This window comes from Streptococcus ruminantium (genome assembly GCF_003609975.1).
Lineage (GTDB): Bacteria > Bacillota > Bacilli > Lactobacillales > Streptococcaceae > Streptococcus > Streptococcus ruminantium.
Genome location: NZ_AP018400.1, coordinates 1,841,286 through 1,864,834 on the forward strand (window position 1 = coordinate 1,841,286; position 23,549 = coordinate 1,864,834).

A 23,549-nucleotide genomic window follows, 5' to 3' on the forward strand; every position below is an offset into this window, starting at 1 on the left:
GACTTATTTTTTGTTAAACTATATATATCAGAACTACAGATGTTTCTACAGCATCATTCAGATAAAAGGAGTTTTAGTATGAAGATTAGAAAACGCTCTCTCTTCTCTACTGTCGGTTCTATAGTGGTGACGGCTGGATTATTATTCAGCTTAACTTCCTCAACCATAGCCTCTGTCCATGCCACTGAGGTAGCGATAGAAAACTATCCAACGCTTGCCACTACAAAGTCAGAAGTGACTGTACAAGGTTATCTTATTGCTCCACTCAACAGTAGTGGAACAGCTTTTGATTCAAGTAATAAGACCAATCTTGCTCTCGGAGCTAGTATGGACACAGCCGCTTCTAATACCATTCCTGTTCAATTAAAAGAGCCGCTGCGTTCCCAATTCAACCTCGTTGATCATCCAGAATTGATTGGAAAACTGGTCCGTATCACAGGAACTAGCGACACCTATATGAAACGAGCTGGGATTAAGCCAGCTACAAGCATTGAAATCGTTGACAATTCTTCAGCAACTATTCAACCAGTAGCTGACAAAGGGTTACCAGAAGAAGCAAGTAGTCTAGCTTCTACTCCGCTTACTACAGTTCGTTCAGGAAAGCAAGGGACAGCATACACCGTCTCTGGTAAAATCATCAGTCGAGTCAACGGTTGGGGCGGCAATGGTTTCTATCTTCAGGGAGCTGATGGAGCTGGAATCTACGTCTATCCTGGTTCTGCCTTAGGCTATCAACTAGGCGATACAGTCCAGTTGACAGGAACTCTCGGTGGATTCCACGGTGAACTTCAATTAACTAAAGTTAGCCAGCACAAAAAAATATCTGAAGCCATCAATACTCCCACTGCGGAAACAAGTATCGCTCAATTATCAACCAATCAGCAAGCAACATTGGTTGCTCTAAAAAATGTAACAGTCGGTGATATACAAAGTGACAGCTACCAAAATTCAACCTTTACCGTTGCAGATTCGCAAGGGCAGTCTGTTGAAGTGCGTTTGGATAGCCGAACTGGGATTAAGAGTGCCGAGCTTTTAAATCATGTTGGCAAGGGCGATAAAATCAATCTAACCGCTATTCTCTCCACGTATGATGGCAAGGTGCAACTCAAACCATTTGACCTTACACATTTTGAAGTACTCAAAAAAGCACCGACTGAAACAGAACCTAGCAAAACTGAAAGTGTGACTGTAGGTCAGATTCAAGGCGCCAGCCACCAATCTCCCTTCATCAATAAATCAGTTACTATTAAAAACGTTGTAGTGACCTACGTTGCTTCTGCCAATAACTTCTACGTTCAAGACATTACACCAGATGGAGATCCAAAGACATCTGATGGAATCAATATCTTTACTGATAAATTGAAGACCCAAGTTAAGGTTGGAGACGTATTGACAATCACGGGTAGGGTTGAGGAATACCTAGGAAAAGGCTATGCCGAACGTGATAAAACGGATTTGACCATCACCCAAATCCGTGCAAATAAAGTCACTGTTGATGGGAATGCACCGGTTCCGGCGCCGGTAGTAATCGGTAAGGATAGAAACATTCCAGCAGATATTATTGACAACGATGGCTTTGCTCAATTCGATCCTGAACAAGATGCACTTGACTTTTGGGAATCTCTTGAGGGAATGGTTGTAGCAGTAGACGATGCCAAGATCCTTGGACCTATGAAACACAAGGAAATCTATGTTACTCCTGCCAACAGTCCATTTATTTTAAACAACGTTGGCGGTGTTAATTTACGCCCTGATGGTAATAATACCAATATCATCCCGCTTCTTCTAAAAAATGGAAAACAGATCATCAAATCAGGAGATTACTTCACTGGTCGTATTGTAGGACCTGTCACTTATTCCTACACCAACTACAAGGTGTATGTGGATGATAGTACCTTACCTGCTCTGCACGAAGGACCTACAAAACCTGAAATAACCCACATTGTCTCAAGCGAAGACAAACTAACCATCGCTTCTTACAACATCGAAAACTTCTCTGCCAATAGCAAGTCTACCTCAGATGCTAAAGTTCAACGCATTGCTAAGTCTTTTGTTTCCGATCTCCATTCTCCAGATATTATCGGTCTGATTGAGGTACAGGACAACAACGGTGCGACCAATGACGGAACAACCGATGCAAGTCAAAGTGCCGCTCGCCTAATCGCTGCTATCAAAGCCATCGGAGGACCTGATTATACTTACGCTGATATTGCTCCCGAAAATAACAAAGACGGTGGACAAGAAGGTGGAAATATTCGTGTTGGTTTCCTCTACAATCCAAACCGCGTCAGCCTCTCTGATAAACCTATCGGTACTGCAACCCAGGCTGTAGCTTGGGAAAATGGAGAACTCAACCTCAGCCTGGGTCGAATTGCTCCAACAAATCCTGCTTGGACTGCTGTTCGCAAAACTCTAGCTGCTGAATTTATCTTCAAAGGAGAAAAGGTAATCGTTCTTGCCAACCATCTCAATTCAAAACGGGGAGACAACGGTCTCTACGGAAAAGTTCAACCTGTTTCCTTTGCTTCCGAAGCAAAACGCCATATTTTATCACAGTTACTCGCTGATTTCACAAAAACAGGTCTGGCTCAAAATCCAAATGCCAATATTGTTATGTTAGGCGATTTTAACGATTATGAATTTAGCAAAACAGTTGAAATTATAGAAACTGGTGGTATGGCTAACCTCGTGAGTCGTCATGATGCAGCAGATCGCTTCTCCTACTTCTACAATGGCAACAACCAATCGCTGGATAATATACTGGTTTCTACAAACTTATTGAACCGTTACGCTTTTGATATGGTCCACGTTAATTCTGCCTTTATGGAAGAACATGGCAGAGCTTCTGACCATGACCCGCTATTAGTCCAGCTTGATCTTACAAAAGCCCAAAAACCAGCTAATCCAGCACCGGACAACAATCATACAGGTGAAAATACCAAAAATTCTAAACCTAATACGGATAACACAAATGTCGGTATTAAAGATAAGGATACCAATAAATCCAATAAGCAAATCACTAACCCTACTACAATAAGAACAGACAAAAAAGCCACTCAAAAGAAAGTTCTTCCACGAACCGGACAGCAAACTAGCTTTATTCTGATTTCCCTCGGTCTTTTGACCTTGAGCCTTGCCTTCACCAACAGTCGGAAAGACCCCTAAGTATTGTTGGGAGCAAGAAATAACTCGGCAGATAGAAAAAGTTCGCCAACTAGTCTTTCTATTTTAGTTGTCGAGCTAAAACGGTCTACTCCTAGACCCTTTCAACTCTTACTCTCACATAACTTCAAGAGATTAGAAAACCTTTCGATGATTAGAAATGGAGCGAACAAAATTCGCTCCATTTTTATACGGTAACTTTTGAAGTAGAAAGCACAAATTATGAAGGTTTTCCTCATACATCTCTCCAACTTAACAGTCTACTAAATTGTAAAAGCCATTCACTGTGCCAAAAGCGCGATACGAACAGTAAATAATGAGATTGGATTTTTCCAAGCTCATTTTTCTACCTCCTCTACCCCGACTTATGCTATAATAATCCCTATGGATAAACTTATTAAAACATTATCAAACAGTGGCCATTTTCGGGCCTACGTACTCGATAGCACACAAACCGTAAAGACGGCTCAGGAAAGACATGATACCATGGCTTCATCAACCGTAGCACTTGGTCGGACTCTGATTGCCAATCAGATTTTGGCAGCCAATGAAAAAGGCAATACCAAAATCACTCTAAAAGTTTTAGCTAGCGGTGCAATGGGAGCGATTATCTCAGTAGCCAATACCCAAGGACAGGTCAAAGGCTATATACAAAATCCTGACTTGGATTATAAACGGACCGCAACAGGTGAAGTGATTGTTGGTCCTCTAGTAGGCAACGGGCAGTTTCTGGTTATCACCGACTATGGAACCGGCCACCCATACAATTCAATGACACCTCTAATTTCGGGTGAAATCGGTGAAGATTTTGCTTACTTCCTGACTGACAGCCAACAGACACCTTCGGCGGTGGGACTCAATGTCCTGCTAGACGAAGAAGATAAGGTCAAGGTTGCTGGTGGTTTCTTACTTCAAGTTCTACCAGGAGCAACAGAAGAAGAGATTGCTCAATTTGAAAAACGTATCCAAGAAATGCCTGCCATCTCAGGCTTGTTAGCTTCTGAAAACCACATTGAAGCCCTATTGTCTGCCATTTACGGAGATGATGACTTCAAACGTCTATCAGAAGAAGAAATTGGCTTTGTCTGCGATTGTTCAAAAGACCGCTTTCTTGATGCTCTAGCTAGTCTACCGAAATCCGACCTGCAAGAAATGAAAGAAGAAGACAAGGGGGTAGATATTACCTGCCAATTCTGCCAGATTCATTATCACTTTGACGAACAAGATTTGGAGGAACTCATCAATGGCTAACCTTAATACTTCTTTCATGATTGGCGATGTTGAAATCCCCAATCGTTGTGTACTAGCTCCGATGGCAGGTGTGACAAACTCCGCTTTCCGTACCATCGCCAAGGAAATGGGAGCTGGCTTGGTTGTCATGGAGATGATTTCCGAAAAAGGGCTCCTTTATAACAACGAAAAGACCCTTCATATGCTTCATATTGACGACAACGAATACCCCATGTCCATCCAACTTTTCGGTGGCGACGCTGAAGGACTCAAGCGTGCTGCGGATTTCATTCAAACCAATACCAAGGCCAACATCGTAGACATCAATATGGGATGCCCTGTTAATAAGGTTGTCAAAAACGAAGCCGGAGCCAAATGGCTCAAAGACCCAGACAAGATTTACCATATTATCAAGGAGGTAACCTCCGTCTTAGACATTCCTTTGACAGTCAAGATGCGAACAGGTTGGAACAATCCAGACCTAGCAGTTGAAAATGCCTTGGCAGCAGAAAGTGCTGGTGTGTCAGCACTTGCCATGCACGGTCGGACTCGCGAGCAAATGTACACAGGAACCGTTGATTTGGAAACATTAGCCAAAGTAGCTGCTAGCCTGACTAGTATTCCATTTATCGCAAACGGTGATATTCGTAGTGTTCAGGATGCTCGTCAGCGTATCGAAGAAATCGGGGCCGATGCCATCATGGTTGGACGAACCGCCATGGGCAATCCCTATATCTTTAACCAAATCAATCATTATCTCGAAACAGGACAAGTTTTACCAGACCTCTCTTTTGAAGATAAGCTTGATGTTGCTTTCGAACACTTAAGCCGCTTGACCAAGCTCAAAGGCGAATCCATTGCCGTCCGGGAATTTCGTGGACTAGCTCCCCATTATCTCCGTGGATCTGCCGGTGCTGCAAAAATCCGTGCCGCTGTTGCACGAGCAGAGTCCATTGAGCAAGTCCAAGAGCTCTTCAACCAAGCTAGATTAGCTTATCATAAAAAATACAAAAAAGAATAGAAACTAGAAACCTATACAAAACGAATACTCAATGAAAATCAAACTCAGATCAGGCCTTAGGAGTATAGATAAACGCAAGTTCATCAATCCAAGCCAACGAAGTCTGAGTATTTCTCAAAGAATGTAACCAATAAAAAACACCGAAGAAATTGGCTTGGTCTACTTCAAGAATCCGATTTCTCCTGTGTTTTTTCATTTTTTAGAACAAGACAATTCCTAAAGATAAAAATAGCTTCCCTCAATGGGGGATATCCATTTTTATATGCCAGAAACTAATTTTTCAAGTTCCTTGCTTCTCTCTAAAAAAGGAACGAAATGCAGGAGCTATTTGCTCCAGATATTTTTTGGGATTTTCCCGAATCATAGTAGCAGAAATCCCGAACTTCCTCGGACTACAAGCAGCTTGATACCCCCTATTTTCTAGCTCTTGGGCATATTCTTCCTCAGAAACATAAAAAATAGGTTGTTCCATACTTGTCAATTCAAGCAAGTTCAACAATCGATTCAGCCATTGTTTCCAACCATGTGGGTAGGGGGGCAAGTCCGTTTCATCCAAGGCACAAACCGTTACTCGACTATCAGCTTCAAATTGTATCTGGATACAGTTCAATCGCTGTGATAGACTCATACCAATCCTATCCCCACGATCCCCCTCGTAGCCCGAAACCACTACATACACTCGACCGCAAGCGACCTTTGCTCGCTCAATCAGATCTAAATGTCCCTTATGCATAGGTGCAAATGTCCCAAAAACAACCGCAACTGATTTCTGCATACCTCACCTTTTATCTTCTATGTTCATATATAACCGAGAAAAAGGCAAGTTGATTCTCACCTTTTTGTCACACTCACTTTTCAGCACGGAAAATCATTCCATATCTGGAAAATTAGGGACCTCCCTCACTTGATAAGCAGGACTGAAACATTCCACTATCTGAAAACCATACTCATTAGTATAGGAATGAATATTTCAGACTTCAAAATTGGAATACGAACTTCCCAAACTACCAAATCTAAGTTTTGTTCGAGAGCCTGCTAGATGTTCAAGCCCAATCCCTGCGCCATTCCTTATCTATCTTATAGCACAGCTTACTTAATTCACAATATCAAACCTAATCTGAGCTCCCTTAACTCCAACCTTCAAGGTTAAACCAGTAGGTAGCTCTCCACGAAGTAGCATCTCCGCCAAGGGATCTTCCAATTTGGTTTGTAGTAAGCGACGGAGTGGACGAGCTCCCATTTCCGGATCATATCCTTCTTTGGCAAGCAGTTTAAGCGCTGATGGTTGAAGCTTGAGCCTAATCCCTTTATCTGCTACCACAGCAATCAATGGCTGTACCATAACCTTGACAACATCTTGCATATGACTTTCTGTCAGGCTATGGAAGACGACCTTTTCATCGATACGGTTGATAAATTCTGGACGGTAGGCTTTTTTGAGTTCTTCAAAGATTCGTTTTTCCACATGTTCATGGCTACGCGACAAATCAAGCGCTCCAAAACCAACTGTCTTGTCATCACGCAAGGCTGTTGCCCCAAGGTTGGAAGTCATGATAATGATGGTATTGGAGAAGTCAACCTTGCGTCCCTTGCTATCGGTCAAGACACCGTCATCCAATACCTGCAAAAGAACATTGAAAATATCAGGATGAGCTTTTTCTACTTCATCAAAAAGCAAGACAGAATAAGGCTTATTGCGAACCTTCTCAGTCAATTCGCCACCTTCCTCATAACCCACATATCCTGGTGGCGCTCCATTCAAGCGACTAGCGGCGAATTTCTCCATGTATTCGGACATATCAAACCGAATAAGGGCTGACTCATCATCAAAAAGTACTTGAGCCAAGGCCTTAGCCAATTCTGTCTTACCAACTCCTGTTGGTCCCAAGAACATAAAAGAACCAATTGGACGACGACCCGTACGAATGCCCGACTGATTGCGACGAATAGCTCTGCTAACTGCTGAAATAGCAGCATCTTGTCCAATCACACGCTTATGTAATTCCTCTTCAAGGCTCAAGTACTTCTTAGTCTCTGACTGACTAAGTTTAGCTACTGGAATACCTGACAGGCGACTGAGCGTTTCCAAAATATCTTCTTCAGTCACTTCTAGGTCATAAACCTCACTAGTTTCATCTTCTTCCCTCATTTTGAGTAAAAGTTTGCTGACGGTCTTATATTTTCTTGCCATCAAAGCCTTATCCAAACTGGTTAAGCCTGTTTCTGTAGACTGTCCCTTGATACGATTTTGAACCGTCGCACTAGCTTCATCCAACAAATCAATCGCAGAATCTGGCAAATTTTTACTGGTTAAATAGCGTTTTGCATAAGATACTGCAACCCGAACAGTATCCTCCCCAATGCGGACCTTATGGTATTTCTCAAAGGTTCCTTTCAATCCTGTCAAAATAGCAATGCTATCTTCCACTGTTGGCTCCTCAATCGTCACCTTAGCAAAACGTCGAACCAAGGCAGCATCCTTTTCAATATGCTTCTGATACTCGCCCTGCGTTGTAGCTCCCACTGTCCGGAGAGTCCCACGAGCGAGAGCAGGTTTAAGGATATTTGCCGCATCCAGCGTCGAATCAATTCCCGAACCAGACCCCATAATCGTATGCAATTCGTCAATAAAAAGGATGACTTTTCCATCTTCTTCAATATCATTGACGATATTGTTCATCCGTTCCTCAAAGTCACCACGGAAACGAGTCCCTGCGATGACACTCATCAAATCCAACTCCAAGACGCGCATATCAAGCAGACTAGTAGGCACGTCACCATCTGCTACACGTTGAGCAAGACCAAGAGCAAGAGCTGTTTTTCCTACACCAGCCTCCCCAACCAAGACAGGGTTATTCTTCGTTTTACGAGACAGGATTTGAATCATTCGAGAAAGTTCCGCATCCCGACCGATGACAGGCTCTATCTTGCCATCACGAGCCAAAGCTGTCAAATCCCGAGTATAGTCCTCAAGACCACCACTTTGAGGAGTAGGAGGCATTCCCATCATTTGCCCCACATTAGCTGGTCTAGCCTTTCTCCCCTTCATAACACTACGGATGGCTTTTAAATCTTCCTTGGAGAATCCTGCACGAGCTTCTAAATTTTTACGTAAATCCAGAAAGCGAATCTTATCATCTGAGTCCTCAAAATGAAAGCCAACCTTATCTAAAATCTGACTAGCTGTGGAACGCTTGTCCAATAGCATGGCCATAAAAAGATGTTCCGTACCAAACTGTTTGGCCTTGAGCACTTCGGCAATCTTCTTAGCCAAACTAGTTGTTTCATCCAAACGCTTAGACAATGGTAAAATGCGAAGAGGCTTCAACTCCTCACGGTACACCTTACCTGTCACTACAAAAGTAGCATGTTCATAGTCTGAAACAGAAACTGGATACTCTGCTAGAACAGCTCCTGCCACCGTATTATGATTAAACACGAAAGACAAGAGTAGATGCCAAGTTTCCAAATAATCACAAGCATAACGATGGGCTACCAACTGTGCATCTTCCAGCGCCTGTCGCAAACCAATTGAAGTCTTCATAAATCTTAATCCTCTTTCCTATCTAAACGCCGTAAAATCTGGCGCATCATTCGTGCTCGAATACTATCTGCTTCCTTGCCCAGAACCTCATCAGTTCCAGCAGCTAAGAATAAATTGCCTTCGCGTTCCGTCATCAATTTTTCATCAAACAAGAGCTGTAAGATGTCCGCATAAACCGTAGCAGACAATTGGCTTCCCATATTTTTTAACAAATCATGCACTAATTCATGCTTATCTGAAAATGTAATCCGGCCAATACGGATATAGCCACCACCTCCACGCTTACTCTCAACAATATAACCTCGACTGGCTGTAAAACGTGTCTTAATCACATAGTTAATCTGGCTAGGAACTACCTCAAACCGACTAGCCAATTCACTTCGACGCAACTCAGCTACACTGACCTGTTCCAAAATTGCCTTGATATGCTCTTCAATATAATCTGATGTATTTTTCATCACCATCGAATCGCCTCTTTCTTTGACTTTCTTTGACCATTATACCTTAAAATGACGAATTTTGAAAGCAAAAGCCTAGCAACTAGCGTAGCAGAATTTTGAAATCTTTCTCCAATTTTTCTATAATAAAAAGAAAAAGGAGAAAACAATGAACTTTCAAGACTATATCCAAGATTTTACAAGTGTGACTGTGGAGCAAGCACAAAGCCTCCTAACTGCCAAAGAGGGAGCTATCCTCTTCATCGGACGAGCAACCTGTCCTTACTGCAACCGCTTCGCACCAAAGCTTCATAAGGTAGCCCAAGACAAGCAAGTGACCGTTCACTTCCTCGACTCCAGCCAAATCAGTCCAGAACTCCAGACCCTTCGCGACCACTACCAAGTTCCTACCGTCCCAGGCCTTCTCGTCGCAAAAGCAAACGGCGTCCAAGTCCGCTGCGACTCCAGCATGACGGAAGAAGAAATTGCGGCTTTTATTCAAGACTAATGCTAGACATTTCCTACCAAGCCAACACCTTCCACATCTCTTATCAAGGAAGACCACTCGGCAAGATTCACAGCTACCAAAATCCCTACCACCAGACCAATATCTATCTGCGACTAGATTTGGTTGATTTCGATTGCACCATAGCAAAGCAGCTCTTCCAGTCCCTACAGACTTCCTTAGGCGGAAAACCTCTTCAAGTTATGCTCTCCTCTGCAGAGCAGGAAAGAATCCATTTCCTTACCGCAGCTGGCTTTGTCTGCAAGCGGAAATGTTATGAGTTCGAAGTGACCAAACAAGACTATCTCAGTCAGACAGGCACTTCCAACTTAAGCATAGTCCGCAAAGGCACCGCACCTTATCAAATAGCCTGTCAGCAAATTTTTGACCACTATCAAACAGTCCACCAAGACATCAATCCTTGGACTGCCAGTCAAGAAGAATTTGAAAAAGGCTTACCTGATCTGGTTTATACAGATTCAAAAAATTGTGCCTTCATAGATACCGATGAAATTGCCTACGTATGCGGAAAAGATGAACAAAGCTTTGGTTCCTTCATCCAAGCAGTTATTTGCCAACTATTTGAACAGTATGAGCAAATTAGCTTTGAGGCTGATGACTGCGATCCTATCGCCATGCGCTTGGCTAACCAATTTCGACATCCAAACAAGTCTAGCTGGGATACTTATATTTTAGAAATCTAACAAAAAGCACCGACCACAAGGCCGGTGCTTTTTAAGGAGATTATGAAAAATATTTAGGATTGATATCAGTATAACCTAACCAGGCATATCCGACATCCGCCCTAGGACCGATTTTACAAAAAAGAACTCCCTTTCGGAAGTTCTTCGTTATCTAATTATTTACCAAGAGCTGCTGCCATCGTTGCTGCAACTTCTGCTTCAAAGTCATTTGAAGCTTTTTCAATACCTTCACCTACTTCAAAACGAGCAAACTCTACTACAGAAGCATTTACTGAATTCAAGTAAGCTTCAACTGTCTTGCTGTCATCCATGATGTAAACTTGTGCAAGAAGAGTATAAGCTTGGTCAACTTGAGTGTTATCAAGCATAAAGCGGTCCATTTTCCCTGGGATGATTTTGTCCCAGATTTTTTCTGGTTTACCTTCTGCTGCTAATTCCGCTTTGATTGCTTCCTCAGCTGCTGCAATCACTTCGTCAGTCAATTGAGCTTTTGAACCATATTTTAACAATGGCAAGGCTGGTTTATCAACCATTGCACGGCTTTCGTTGTCTTGCTCAATTTTATGGTTGATTTGTGCCAACTCATCTTTAACAAATTGCTCATCCAATTCTGTGTAAGAAAGAACAGTTGGTTTCATAGCAGCGATATGCATTGAAATTTGTTTTGCAAGAGTCTCATCGCCACCTTCAATAACTGAGACAACACCGATACGACCGCCATTGTGTTGGTAAGCACCAAATGCCTGTGCATCTGTTTTTTCTACCAAAGCAAAGCGACGGAATGAGATTTTCTCACCGATTGTTGCAGTTGCATTTACGTATGCTTCTTCAAGGGTTTCACCTGAAGGCATTGTCAATTTAAGAGCTGCTTCGTTATCTGCTGGCTTACCTTCTGCAATAACTTTAGCAGTAGTGTTCACCAACTCAACGAATTGAGCGTTTTTCGCAACAAAGTCTGTCTCAGCATTCACTTCAACAACTGCTGCTACGTTACCATCAACATAAACACCAGTCAATCCTTCAGCCGCTACGCGATCAGCTTTTTTAGCAGCCTTAGCCATACCTTTTTCACGAAGCAATTCAATCGCTTTTTCGATATCACCTTCCGTTTCAACCAATGCTTTTTTTGCATCCATAACGCCAGCACCTGATTTTTCACGCAATTCTTTAACGAGAGCTGCTGTAATTTCTGCCATGTCTATTCTCCTTGTTTGTTTTTTTGAAAAATAGAAGGACCGGGCTCAGCCCTGCCCTTCTAGGTTTGTTTATCAGTTTGTAAGCTAAATTGTACTCGAGCGAAAGACTTTAAAATTTAGACGATTTGTTCAGCAAATCAGAATTTGCTGCCAAGTCCCTAAAATTCAGTCGTCTTCTTAAACGCTCTTAGTTATTTAATTGTACTCAGGCTAAAATCTTAGTGAAAAAGATAAACTTCCTTGTATGCAAGCATATTGCGTCAGTTTCCTATTTCCATACAGATTTTCAAACGCCTTCGTTACTTATTTGCCTTCAACTACTTCAACCAATTCTTCGATTGACTCTGTAGATGCTGGTTCAGCTGCCAATTCAGCTTCAACCGCTGCTACACTGTCTTCACCTTGGTTGCCTTCAATGATAGCATCAGCCATTTTCGCTGTGATCAATTTAACAGCACGGATAGCATCATCGTTCGCTGGAATGATAACATCAATGTCATCTGGGTCAGTATTTGTGTCAACCATCGCTACAACTGGAATACCCAATTTTTTGGCTTCTTTAACAGCGATTTGCTCTTTGTGTGGGGCAACAACGAACATCACGTCTGGAATACGTGGCATATCAGCGATACCACCCAAGAATTTTTCAAGACGAGCACGTTGTTTGTTCAACAATGCTACTTCTTTCTTAGGAAGCACATCAAAAGTACCATCTTCTTCCATACGGTTGATTTCTTTCAAACGAGCGATACGTTTTTGGATTGTACCCCAGTTTGTAAGAGTTCCACCCAACCAACGGTGGTTGATGAAGTATTGACCAGCACGGATAGCTTCGTCTTTAACAGCTTCAGCAGCTTGTTTTTTAGTACCTACAAACAGGATAACTGCTTCGTTTGCTGCGGCATCACGGATGAAATCGTAAGCTTGATCAGCCAATTTTACAGTTTGTTGCAAGTCAATAACGTGGATACCGTTACGCTCTGTAAAGATGTACTTAGCCATCTTAGGGTTCCAGCGACGAGTTTGGTGACCGAAGTGCACACCAGCCTCAAGAAGTTGTTTCATTGAAATTACTGCCATGAGTATTTTCTCCTTTTTGTTTTTTCCTCTCCCGAACTTCAGCTTGCAGCCCAACCTTTCGGCAACAGAACCACAATGGATCCGAGATGAGTATTTGTTGCTACAGCAACTCTATCATGATACCAAATTTTTTCTCATTTGACAAGCAAATTCCCTCTTGACGAATGCGTTTTTTTTCGATACAATATTCTTTGTTATGGCGGTATAGCCAAGTGGTAAGGCATGGCTCTGCAAAAGCTTGATCGTCGGTTCAAATCCGTCTACCGCCTTTCAATACCTGACTTGTCAGGAATTAACCGATTGAAAAGTCCGATTTTGCGGGCTTTTTTGATTTTCTCATTCGGTTAAAGTTGGTTAATTGTGGTAAAGTTGGTGGCAAAAAGCGAGCTTCTTTGCTTTTCATTCAGAACCGGTCATTACAAAAACTCAAGCCTAGCAGCCTGAGTTTCTTTTTTTACAGTTCCGCAATCTGACTCAGATTGACTTCCGCAATAGTATCATTACCAAACATAGAGATAACCATCTTAACTTTATTGTTATCAATTTCTGTAATTTTACCTGTGTAGTCGGTGAAGGCTCCATCAATGATTCGAACAGTATCGCCAACTTTTACATCTATATCAACCCCTTGGACTGTTTGTCCCATTGATACCAAGATTTGACGGATTTCCTCTTCTAATAATGGAGTTGGTTTTGAACGGTTCCCGTGTGAACCAACGAAACCAGTAACATTTGGTGTATTCCGTACAACAAACCATGCTTCATCCGTCATGACCATCTCCACCAAAACATACCCTGGGAAACGATTTTCCTCTACCTCTTTGATTTCACCATTTTTCTCAACCTGGACGGTCTGAGTTGGGATTTCTACACGAAGAATATTTTCCAACATATTGTAAGTGTGAGCGCGTTGGAGTAGGTTTTCCTTGACCTTATTTTCATATCCTGAATAAGTTTGCAAGACAAACCATCCCTTATCAAAACTATCGTACATAGCCATTTCCTTTCTTTTAGAACCCAATACCTTCTGCTGATCAACCATATAAAGTTAATCAACATTGAGTGTAATTTGAAGACGCTAAAAAAAGCCCGAAGGCTTTCGCTTTTCTTTATTATATCACTTCCATTTTACAAATGGCAAGTATTTTCTAGAAAAGATGAATCAAACTGAGAATTCCTCGTGACAAAATCAAGTCAAAGAGATAAATAACTGCTACAAAGAAGGCTGTGTATTCTACAACGGATACAAAGTCCTTCCAGCTCTGCTTACGAGTTGGCCAAGAGGTATCTTTCAAAATACGAATCATATCTTTGATAAACTTCACGCGCGACTCCTATCTGGTTTCTTTGTGAACAGTGTACTGCCCACAGTGTTTACAATATTTATTTACTTCTAACCGTGTTGGCTTGGGATTGCTCGAAAGGCTGATTGAATAGTTTCGAGAACCGCAAACTGTACAGGCTAAGCTTGCTTTTTTAAGTGCCATAAAGCCTCCATCCGTATCATTTTACCATGTTTTTATGGATTTGACAACTCCCTCAAACCAAGTTGTTAGGTTATCCCATAAATTTTTTGCACGTTCTGGAATGCGAGCCTCTACCAAGCTTTTCTTAGTCTGTTCAATTAAATTTTTTGCCTGTTCAGAAATCTCTTGCGCCTGATTTTGATCTTGGTTGGCAGTCGTTTCTGATTGAGGAGTTTCATCTTCTGCCACTTTTACAATCCCATTTTTTGCATAGGCATTCTCTACATCAAATTTTGTCCCAGCAGTATGGGGAAGGATAGCATTAGCCACTGTTCTAAACACTGACGGTGCCTTCCAATAACTTGCACTATCAATGTAGTGATTCTCATCCGTCTTCTCAAAACCAACCCATTGACTAATGACCAAATCTGGTGTATAGGCGATATGCCATTGATCATTAACCAGATTCACATCGAAGCTGGTTTCTGTCGTCCCTGTCTTTCCAGCAATATAGTAATTGGCCGCATCTGCTGTTACACCCGTACCGTTCGTATAAGTTCCTAACATCATGGACGTCATCTTATCTGCTACAGACCGTTCAATAACCTTGGTACTCGTCTCGCGGTGCTGAGCCAACACCTTTCCACTAGCTGTTTCAATACGAGTAATCAAGTGAGCATCTTTCATAACTCCCTTATTGGCAAAAGTGGCATAGGCCTGAGCCATTTGTAACGGGTTGGTTTCCACGCCAGAACCAATAGATACTCCTAGAACCTTCTCCACATTGTCCATATTAAGTCCAAACTTTTGACCGTATTCAAAGGCCTTATTAACTCCCAGCGTATTGACAATATAGGCTACCGGTAAATTATAAGACTGTGCTAAGGCTTGATACATCGGGACGGAGTCTGAGGTAGAACGATCGTAATTATGTAAAGTATAGCCTCCATAATTTTCTGTATGGTTGTCTAAAGGCTTGTCAATCGACCAACCAGCTGCAACCGCAGGAGCGTAGGCAACGAGAGGTTTGATGGTCGAACCTGGGCTACGCTTGGCTTGGGTCGCAAAGTTAAAGGTTCGAAATGCTGCATTCTTTGAACTATTAACACGACCAACCAACCCCCGAACACCTCCGGTAGTTGGGTCAAGCGCCACACTAGCTGCTTGAGCATGACTACCATCAAAATTAGAAGTTGGAAACTTAGTCTCATCATTGAAGATGACCTGCATGCTAGCCTGAGAGTTTTGATCCATCTCAGTATAAATACGGTAACCGTTGTTGATAATGTCAGATTCTTTCAGGCCATAACGCTCAATTGCTTCTGCGATAACCGCATCAAAATAGGATGGATAAGAATAGTTATTCTGTTTACCCGTATAAGTATCTGCTAGCTGACCGGCCAAGTCAACTTGAAAACCCGCATCTGCTGTTGCCTGATCAATATAGCCTGCGTGAACCATATTTTGTAAGACTGTATCTCTACGATTTTTAGCATTTTCCAAGGAATAATAAGGGTTATAAAATTCTGGTCCCTTGAGCATACCAGCAATTACTGCTGATTGTTCAAGTGTCAGGTCTTTGGCAGAAGTCCCAAAATATTTCCGACTAGCATCTTCTACCCCCCAAACCCCATTACCAAAATAAGCATTGTTGAGATACATGGTTAAAATCTCTTGCTTGCTGTATTTCTTATTGATTTCAAGTGCTAAGAAAAATTCTCTGGCTTTCCTGCTAATATTTTGATCTTGAGTTAAAAAGGCATTCTTAGCTAATTGCTGGGTAATGGTCGAGCCTCCTCCTGATTTTCCTAGAGTCAAAAAGGCTAAAATAGTTCGCTTATAGTTAATGCCGGAATTTTCATAGAAGGTCCGATCTTCTGTCGCAATAACTGCATTTTTGAGATTATCAGAAATAGCATCTAGCTCCACATAAGTTCCCTTTTGACCGGAAAGGGTCCCTGCTTCAGATCCATCTTTATCATAGATAACTGTTGTCGCCTTCAAAGCTTGCTGCAAATCGCCAACATTAGCAGTCTTAGCCAAGAAAAAGAGATAACCACCTACTACCAAAACTGCAACTCCCATAAAAATAAGGAAAATCTTAGTCAACTGATAACGACGCCAAAACTTGCGAATCGGTGTTGGGATGCGGGATTTTTTCTTCGTTTGATTAAGCTTCCCCCGACTACCTCTGCGACTAGGTCTATCTTCATATTCGGAATGAAAATCTTCTGGAACATCAATCGGTTGGTGCTGTAAATCGTCCATAAAACACCTCTTTCTAGATTTTGTACCATTATACAATATTTCCCAAAAGCTAGCAGAAAAAAACACCAGAACCTATCTATCACACAGAAAATTTTTGAAAAATATGGTAGAATAGGGTCATTCTGACAAATAATAACCCATGAAAATCCGAAGCCAACAAGCCAAATCTACTAACGAAGAAGGTCGTTCCCTAGACAAGTTGCCAAAGACCAGAAGAGAAACGCTTTGATTTTCAAACAGTTTAAGAGGACATTTCATGACACACATCTACGATATCACCATTATCGGTGGAGGACCTGTCGGTCTCTTTGCCGCCTTTTATGCCCATCTTCGTCAAGCCAAGGTCAAAATCATTGACTCTCTACCACAACTAGGCGGTCAACCGGCCATTCTTTATCCAGAAAAAACGATTTTAGATATTCCTGCTTTTCCAAACTTGACGGGACAAGAGCTAATAGATAACTTGTTGATACAGTTGGCTCCTTTTGATACGACTATTTGTCTCAACGAAACCCTGACAGCCATAGAATCTGGTGAGGTCATCACCCTGACAACCAACAAGGACACCCACCAGACTAAAACCCTCATCATCGCCATGGGTGGAGGAGCTTTCAAACCTCGCCCTCTGGAAATTGAAGAAGCGGATAACTTTGATAATATCCACTATCATGTTTCCAACATCCAGCAGTATGCTGACAAGAACGTTGTTATCTTGGGAGGCGGAGATTCTGCGGTTGATTGGTCCTTGGCCTTTGAAAAAATCGCAAAGACCACCCATATCGTTCACCGTCGCGACAACTTCCGTGCCCTTGAGCACAGCGTAAAAGAGCTGAAACAGTCCAGCGTATCCATTCACACTCCATTTATTCCTAAGAGACTTTCTGGGGAAAATGGCAGAGCAGACAAATTGGAACTAAGCAAGGTTAAGAGCGACGACTGCCTCACCCTGCCCTTTGATCACCTTTTTGTCAACTACGGATTCAAATCTTCTGTCGGAACGCTAAAAGAATGGGGGTTAGAACTCAATCGCCACCGCATTCTTGTCAACAGCAAACAAGAAACTTCTGTTCCAGGTATCTATGCCATTGGTGATTGTTGCTACTACGAGGGAAAAATCGACTTGATTGCAACAGGCTTTGGAGAAGCACCAACCGCTGTCAACAATGCTATGAACTACCTCAATCCAAACGAAAAAGTGCAGCCAAAGCACTCCACTAGCTTATAAGATGAAAATTGTTATTCGTATTCCCCAAACCTTTCCTCCCCTCACAGTAAAGGAAGCCTTGGAAGATTATTTTCTTATTCCACGAAAAACCCGCCATTTTCTCCGCACCAAGAAACATGTCCGCATCAATGGTGAGTTGATTAACTGGCAAAGTTCCGTCATAGCAGGAGATTTATTGGAGTTAATCTTTGATGAAGAGGACTATCCTGAAAAGCTGATTCCCATGGGAGAAGGCGATTTAGTAGAAGAACTCTATCAAGATGAACATCTGATTATCGTAAATAAACCCGAGGGCATGAAAACCCATGGCAATGAGCCAAATGAAATCGCTCTTCTCAACCACGTATCTAGCTATGTTGGACAGACCTGCCATGTGGTTCATAGGCTAGATAGAGAAACCAGCGGAGCTATTCTATTTGCCAAAAACCCTTTTATCCTCCCCATTCTCAACCGACTCTTAGAAGACAAGCTTATCTACCGAGACTATCTAGCTCTCTGCCAGGGACAGATAAAGAAAAACGTCTGGACCATTACAGATAAGATTGGACGAGACCGCCACGACCGCAGAAAGCGAGTAGTGGACAACCACGGAGGAAAAGAGGCTCTAACCCGAGTCTATCCGCTCACAACAATCGGTAAAAATAGCCTAATTAGCTGCCGACTCCAAACAGGTCGAACCCACCAAATCCGTGTCCACTTAGCTCACCATGGACATGCCTTACTCGGCGACCCACTCTATAGTAAAGTACCCGCTCCGCGTCTCATGCTCCATGCTCAAAAACTCAGTCTGACCCATCCACTCACGCTGGAAAACATTAGCGTAGAAGCTAGATCAGAAACGTTTGAAAAGGTATTAAACAGTTTGAAATAAAGAACTCCATGTTTCAAGGCTTAAATGGCTTATGAATATGGAGTTTTTTCAATGGTCTCCCTTTTCCAAGAAACCAAATATAGCAGAACATAGACACCCCCTTAAAATGTAATAACTTTAGGAATCCTAAATAGTGTTGTTCATCTTTCAACTCTTAGAAACGCTATTATTTCGATGTCTCTGGGAGTTTTTTGCTGCTGACTATAAAGAAAGAGATTAAAGGTCTTGACCAAAATGGACTTTTTCTTCAACTCAATATATAAGTAGGCTGTTTTTTAAAGGTGAAAACCCCAAAACAAGTCCACATAGTGTCAACCGATTGTTCTTAACTTCCTGTAGTTTAAGTGGTAAAATTTTATCGTAAATGCTAAAAAAAAAAAGCAATTACTGATTAAAAAAGGAGGGTCGCAATGACTAAGTTAAGAAACCTACTTCTAATCTTGCTGGTGTTGTTTGGCGGGATTTTTTCTGTCCAAGCAGCCTCGGCAAAATCTGTTGACATCAAAGTTGAAAATACAGAATTGACTCCAGAAGTACTTAATGGAGGACTTTCTACGAACTTTTCATTTGATTTTATTGTACCTCGCGAAGCAAGTAAAGGCGATACAACAACCATTTCTCTGCCAAACGAATTAAATTTTCAGCGGGATCAAGAATTTGATGTCTATGCTACTAATGGCGGTAACATAGTCGCAAAGGCCAAAATTGATACTGCAAATAAAAAATTAACATTGACCTACACAGATTACGTTGACAACCATAGTGACATAGTAGGACATCTCTCGATGAATGTTGTGGTAGATAGGAAAGTGGTAATAGCCGCAAAAAGCATTTCAGCAGAAATAAAAATAAATGACAATACCACCATCAAGATTGGTAGCGGGAAAATTAACTACACTGGTACAGAAGGTGATAGAGACGATGTTGATTTTTGGAAATACGGAGTTAGTTCTAGAACCGATGAAATAGTGTATTTAATCAATATCAAACCTTCCAAAACAACTGTACACAATGCCATCATTATTGATACACTTAAGTCTCCGGGTCTGCAGTATGTGGAAGGTAGTTTTGAAATCCAAGAGGGAGAGTGGTATAAAAATCATCAAAATTACTGGACGTTAGGAAAGGCCACTGATGTTACTAGTAAGTATAAAGTTGAGGTTTCTCCTGACAAAACCTCTTTTAGAGTTGAACTTGGAACAGTTGCTGACAAAGGATACGTAATTAAGTATAGGGTAAAAGCTGATTATTCTCTCGTCAACGGAGAACAGCTTAACAATTTGGCAGAATACTATACTGGAGCAACTAAAAAAACTTATGCCAATAACACTCATACATATCAAAGCGCTTCTGGCACAGCTGCTGGCTATAACTATAGCATCACCATCAAAAAAGTAAACGAAGCTGGAGAAGCTCTTGCAGGGGCTGAGTTTACCGTTACCCGTAAATCAACCGGTCAAGTCATCGGCACATTTACAACCGACTCGGAGGGGAAAATAATTATTGGTAAGCTTCTAAGAGATGAGTATATCCTTACAGAAACCAAAGCGCCAGCAGGCTATGTGATTGCAGCTCCTGTAGAGAAAATAGCTGATAATTCAGCCATAACCATCACAGACAAAAAAGCAAACATTGACATTGAAGGCAAAAAGACCTGGGTGGATAACAACGACCAAGACGGTAAACGTCCGAAATCTATCACTGTAAACCTCTTGGCGGATGGCAAAGTCGTTCAATCCCAAGAGGTAACAGCAGCTAACAACTGGGAGTATACTTTCACCGACCTACCGAAATACGCTAACGGAAAAGAAATCGTCTATACTGTGGAAGAGGTGAAGGTAGATGGGTATGAGACGAAGGTGGAAGGAACCAACATCACCAACACCCATACTCCAGAAACAACGCAAGTTTCAGGTACTAAGACTTGGAACGACAACAACGACCAAGACGGTAAACGTCCGAAATCCATTACCGTAAACCTCTTAGCTGATGGCAAAGTCGTTCAATCCCAAGAGGTAACAGCAGCTAACAACTGGGAGTATACTTTCACCGACCTACCGAAGTACGCTAACGGAAAAGAAATCGTCTATACTGTGACAGAAAACGCTGTTGAAGGCTACACCACAACCTACGATAAGTACAATATCACCAATAGTTACACACCTGGTCAAACTAGCCTCACAGTAACCAAGGCTTGGGATGACAAGGACAATCAAGACGGTAAACGTCCTGAAGCTATCCAAGTTCAACTCTATGCCAACGGTGAAAAGTTGGGCGAACCTGTAACCCTGACCACTGATAACAAGTGGACACATACTTGGACAGGACTTGCTAAGAAGGCAAACAAAAAAGACATCGTCTACACCGTCAAAGAAGTCTCAAAAGTAGAGGGATACACCACTACTGTAGGAACTGTTGAAAATGGAAATGTCACCATTACCAACACCTATAAACCAAGTACAACCTCTATCAAGGTAAACAAGGTCTGGAAAGATAAGGACAACCAAGATGGTCTGCGCCCAACTTCCATTACCGTCAACCTCTTGGCGGATGGTGAAGTTGTTAAGACGGAAACGATCACACCAAATGCTGATGGCGATTGGAGCCACACCTTCACAGACTTGCCTGAATACAAAAATGGCAAGAAAATCACTTACACCGTTTCAGAAGAAAAGGTAGAGGGATACGAAACAACGGTAGAAGGAACTACCATCACCAACACCCATACTCCAGAAACAACAGAAGTTGCAGGTACCAAGACTTGGAACGATAACAACGACCAAGATGGTAAACGTCCAAAATCCATCACCGTAAACCTCTTGGCAGACGGTCAACCGGTCGCAAGCAAAATCGTCACCGCAGACGACAACTGGGCTTACAAGTTCTCAAACCTACCTGCTAAGAAAAATGGAGCTGCCATTACCTACACGATTAGTGAAAAAGCAGTCGCAGATTACACTACAACCTATGATGGCTACAATATCACTAACAGCTACACACCGGGAGAAACAAGTGTCACTGCCACAAAAGTTTGGGAAGACAACAACAACCAAGACGGACTGCGCAGGGAAATCAAACTAGAACTCTACGCAGACGGTGTTGCCACTGGACAGAGCCAAACCCTTTCTGAAGAGAACAACTGGAAAGCAACCTGGACAGGACTTGCCAAGAAAGCAAACAAAAAGGACATCGTCTACACCGTCAAAGAAGTCACTGCTATTGATGGCTATACTTCAAAAGTAACTCAAACATCAACCAATAACTTTACCATCACTAACGCCCACACTCCAGAAACAACGCAAGTTTCAGGTGCTAAGACCTGGAATGACAACAATGACCAAGACGGTAAACGTCCGAAATCTATTACCGTCAACCTCTTGGCTAACGGTGAGGTCGTTCAAAGTCAGAAAGTCTCTGCCGATAACAATTGGACCTATACCTTTACTAACCTACCGAAGTACGCTAACGGAAAAGAAATCGTCTACACTGTTTCAGAAGAAAAGGTAGAGGGATACGAAACAACGGTAGAAGGAACCAATATCACCAATACCCATACTCCAGAAACAACAGAAGTTGCAGGGACTAAGACTTGGAATGACAACAACGACCAAGACGGTAAACGTCCGAAATCTATCACCGTAAACCTCTTGGCGGATGGTAAGGTCATCAAGAGCCAACAAGTCACTGCTGAAAACGACTGGAAGTATACCTTCACCGACCTACCGAAGTACGCTAACGGAAAAGAAATCGTCTATACTGTTTCAGAAGAAAAAGTAGACGGGTATGAGATGAAGGTGGATGGCTACAATATCACAAACAGTTACACACCAAGTACAACCTCTGTCAAGGTAAACAAGGTGTGGAAAGATAAGGACAACCAAGATGGTCTACGCCCAACTTCTATTATCGTCAACCTTCTGGCAGATGGTCAGGTAGTTTCTACAACAACCATCAAACCAGATGCCAACGGTGATTGGAACTACACATTCACAGACTTACCTGAATACAAAAATGGCAAGAAAATTACCTACACTGTGGAAGAGGCGAACACACCAAACGGGTATACCTCATCTGTAGAAGGAACTACCATCACCAACACCCATACTCCAGAAACAACGGAAGTTGCAGGGACTAAGACCTGGAACGATAACAACGACCAAGATGGTAAACGTCCGAAATCTATTACCGTAAACCTCTTGGCAGACGGTGAAGTCGTTCAAAGTCAGAAAGTCTCTGCCGATACGAATTGGACTTATACCTTTACTAACCTACCGAAGTACGCTAACGGGAAGGAAATTATCTACACTGTAACTGAGAATGCCGTTGATAACTATACAACAACCATTGATGGTCACAACATTACCAACAGTTACACACCTGGTCAGACGAGTCTCACTGTTACCAAGGTCTGGAAGGATAACAACAATCAAGACGGTAAACGTCCTGGATCTATCCAAGTTCAACTCTATGCCAACGGTGAAAAGTTGGGCGAACCTGTAACCCTGACTGCTGATAACAAGTGGACGCATACTTGGACAGGACTTGACAAGAAAGCAAACCAGAAAGATATTGTCTATACGGTCAAAGAGGTTTCAGTGGTTGATGGATACACAGCATCTGTAGGAAAAGTTGAAAATGGAAATGTCACCATTACCAACACCTACAAGCCAACCACTCCTCCTAAGAAGAAAAAATCGACTCCACTGCCATCAACAGGAAGTCTCAGCGGACTAGGACTGACGTTTGTCGGACTAGCACTTGCCGCGACTATCAGTGTTCGAGCGATTTACCGAAAGAGGAAATAGGCATGACAGACCCACAGAATGAGTAAAGATAAACA

17 protein-coding genes and 1 tRNA gene are annotated in these 23,549 nt (G+C 42.2%); 9 read left to right on the forward strand and 9 right to left on the reverse strand.

Features of this window, described 5'->3' with window-relative positions:
* Nucleotides 1-78: 78 nt before the first annotated feature.
* The 3 genes from SR187_RS08710 (at nt 79) to dusB (ending at nt 5,413) form a co-directional block, all read left to right on the forward strand.
* Nucleotides 79-3,165 (forward strand): DUF6359 domain-containing protein, encoded by a 3,087-nt coding sequence (locus SR187_RS08710; RefSeq protein ID WP_120172268.1) that lies wholly within the window; start codon nt 79-81, stop codon nt 3,163-3,165.
* 381 nt (nt 3,166-3,546) lie between these two features.
* Entirely contained in the window at nt 3,547-4,413 is an 867-nt protein-coding gene (hslO, locus tag SR187_RS08715) for an Hsp33 family molecular chaperone HslO (protein ID WP_120172269.1), read from the forward strand.
* Nucleotides 4,406-5,413 carry a tRNA dihydrouridine synthase DusB gene (gene dusB / locus SR187_RS08720; RefSeq protein ID WP_120172272.1) on the forward strand — a complete coding sequence of 336 codons (1,008 nt, stop codon included), beginning with the start codon at nt 4,406-4,408 and terminating at the stop codon, nt 5,411-5,413. Before hslO ends, dusB begins: the two co-directional genes overlap by 8 nt.
* A 280-nt stretch (nt 5,414-5,693) precedes the next feature.
* Here dusB and SR187_RS08725 read toward each other — a convergent pair whose 3' ends face one another.
* From SR187_RS08725 to SR187_RS08735, 3 genes are all read right to left on the reverse strand, one after another.
* Nucleotides 5,694-6,188: an adenylyltransferase/cytidyltransferase family protein gene (locus SR187_RS08725; RefSeq protein WP_024531807.1), complete on the reverse strand. Its 495-nt coding sequence runs from the start codon at nt 6,186-6,188 to the stop codon at nt 5,694-5,696.
* Between the two features lie 318 nt (nt 6,189-6,506).
* A complete protein-coding gene (locus tag SR187_RS08730; protein WP_120172274.1) occupies nt 6,507-8,957 on the reverse strand; it encodes an ATP-dependent Clp protease ATP-binding subunit in 2,451 nt (816 codons plus the stop codon).
* 5 nt (nt 8,958-8,962) lie between these two features.
* On the reverse strand, nt 8,963-9,421 hold the full coding sequence (locus SR187_RS08735) for a CtsR family transcriptional regulator (protein ID WP_024531809.1): 459 nt from the start codon (nt 9,419-9,421) through the stop codon (nt 8,963-8,965).
* 142 nt (nt 9,422-9,563) lie between these two features.
* On the opposite strand from SR187_RS08735, the gene SR187_RS08740 reads away from it, so the two are divergent.
* Nucleotides 9,564-9,902: a thioredoxin domain-containing protein gene (locus SR187_RS08740; RefSeq protein ID WP_024531810.1), complete on the forward strand. Its 339-nt coding sequence runs from the start codon at nt 9,564-9,566 to the stop codon at nt 9,900-9,902.
* Complete coding sequence (locus tag SR187_RS08745) at nt 9,902-10,603, forward strand: GNAT family acetyltransferase (RefSeq protein ID WP_120172275.1); 702 nt, start codon at nt 9,902-9,904, stop codon at nt 10,601-10,603. Before SR187_RS08740 ends, SR187_RS08745 begins: the two co-directional genes overlap by 1 nt.
* Nucleotides 10,604-10,758: 155 nt before the next feature.
* On the opposite strand, the gene tsf is transcribed toward SR187_RS08745, so the two are convergent.
* Nucleotides 10,759-11,799: a translation elongation factor Ts gene (gene tsf, locus SR187_RS08750; protein WP_024531812.1), complete on the reverse strand. Its 1,041-nt coding sequence runs from the start codon at nt 11,797-11,799 to the stop codon at nt 10,759-10,761.
* A gap of 303 nt (nt 11,800-12,102) precedes the next feature.
* A complete protein-coding gene (gene rpsB, locus SR187_RS08755) occupies nt 12,103-12,879 on the reverse strand; it encodes a 30S ribosomal protein S2 (RefSeq protein WP_120172277.1) in 777 nt (258 codons plus the stop codon).
* Nucleotides 12,880-13,077: 198 nt separating this feature from the next.
* Between rpsB and SR187_RS08760 the strand changes: the two genes are divergently transcribed.
* Nucleotides 13,078-13,148 (forward strand) — tRNA-Cys (locus tag SR187_RS08760).
* Between the two features lie 185 nt (nt 13,149-13,333).
* Here SR187_RS08760 and nusG read toward each other — a convergent pair.
* From nusG to pbp2a, 4 genes are all read right to left on the reverse strand, one after another.
* Nucleotides 13,334-13,873, reverse strand: coding sequence for a transcription termination/antitermination protein NusG (nusG, locus tag SR187_RS08765; protein ID WP_024531814.1), 540 nt, complete (start codon nt 13,871-13,873; stop codon nt 13,334-13,336).
* Between the two features lie 154 nt (nt 13,874-14,027).
* On the reverse strand, nt 14,028-14,204 hold the full coding sequence (gene secE, locus SR187_RS08770; RefSeq protein ID WP_024531815.1) for a preprotein translocase subunit SecE: 177 nt from the start codon (nt 14,202-14,204) through the stop codon (nt 14,028-14,030).
* 9 nt (nt 14,205-14,213) lie between these two features.
* Complete coding sequence (gene rpmG, locus SR187_RS08775) at nt 14,214-14,366, reverse strand: 50S ribosomal protein L33 (RefSeq protein WP_032537855.1); 153 nt, start codon at nt 14,364-14,366, stop codon at nt 14,214-14,216.
* A 21-nt stretch (nt 14,367-14,387) separates the two neighbouring features.
* Nucleotides 14,388-16,613, reverse strand: a complete 2,226-nt coding sequence (pbp2a, locus tag SR187_RS08780) for a penicillin-binding protein PBP2A (RefSeq protein WP_120172279.1) — start codon at nt 16,611-16,613, stop codon at nt 14,388-14,390.
* Between the two features lie 256 nt (nt 16,614-16,869).
* Between pbp2a and SR187_RS08785 the strand changes: the two genes are divergently transcribed.
* The 3 genes from SR187_RS08785 (at nt 16,870) to SR187_RS08795 (ending at nt 23,514) form a co-directional block, all read left to right on the forward strand.
* Nucleotides 16,870-17,838, forward strand: a complete 969-nt coding sequence (locus tag SR187_RS08785; RefSeq protein ID WP_120172280.1) for an NAD(P)/FAD-dependent oxidoreductase — start codon at nt 16,870-16,872, stop codon at nt 17,836-17,838.
* Between the two features lies 1 nt (nt 17,839).
* Entirely contained in the window at nt 17,840-18,709 is an 870-nt protein-coding gene (locus SR187_RS08790; protein WP_120172281.1) for an RluA family pseudouridine synthase, read from the forward strand.
* Between the two features lie 410 nt (nt 18,710-19,119).
* Nucleotides 19,120-23,514 carry a Cna B-type domain-containing protein gene (locus SR187_RS08795; protein WP_120172283.1) on the forward strand — a complete coding sequence of 1,465 codons (4,395 nt, stop codon included), beginning with the start codon at nt 19,120-19,122 and terminating at the stop codon, nt 23,512-23,514.
* Nucleotides 23,515-23,549 lie beyond the last annotated feature (35 nt).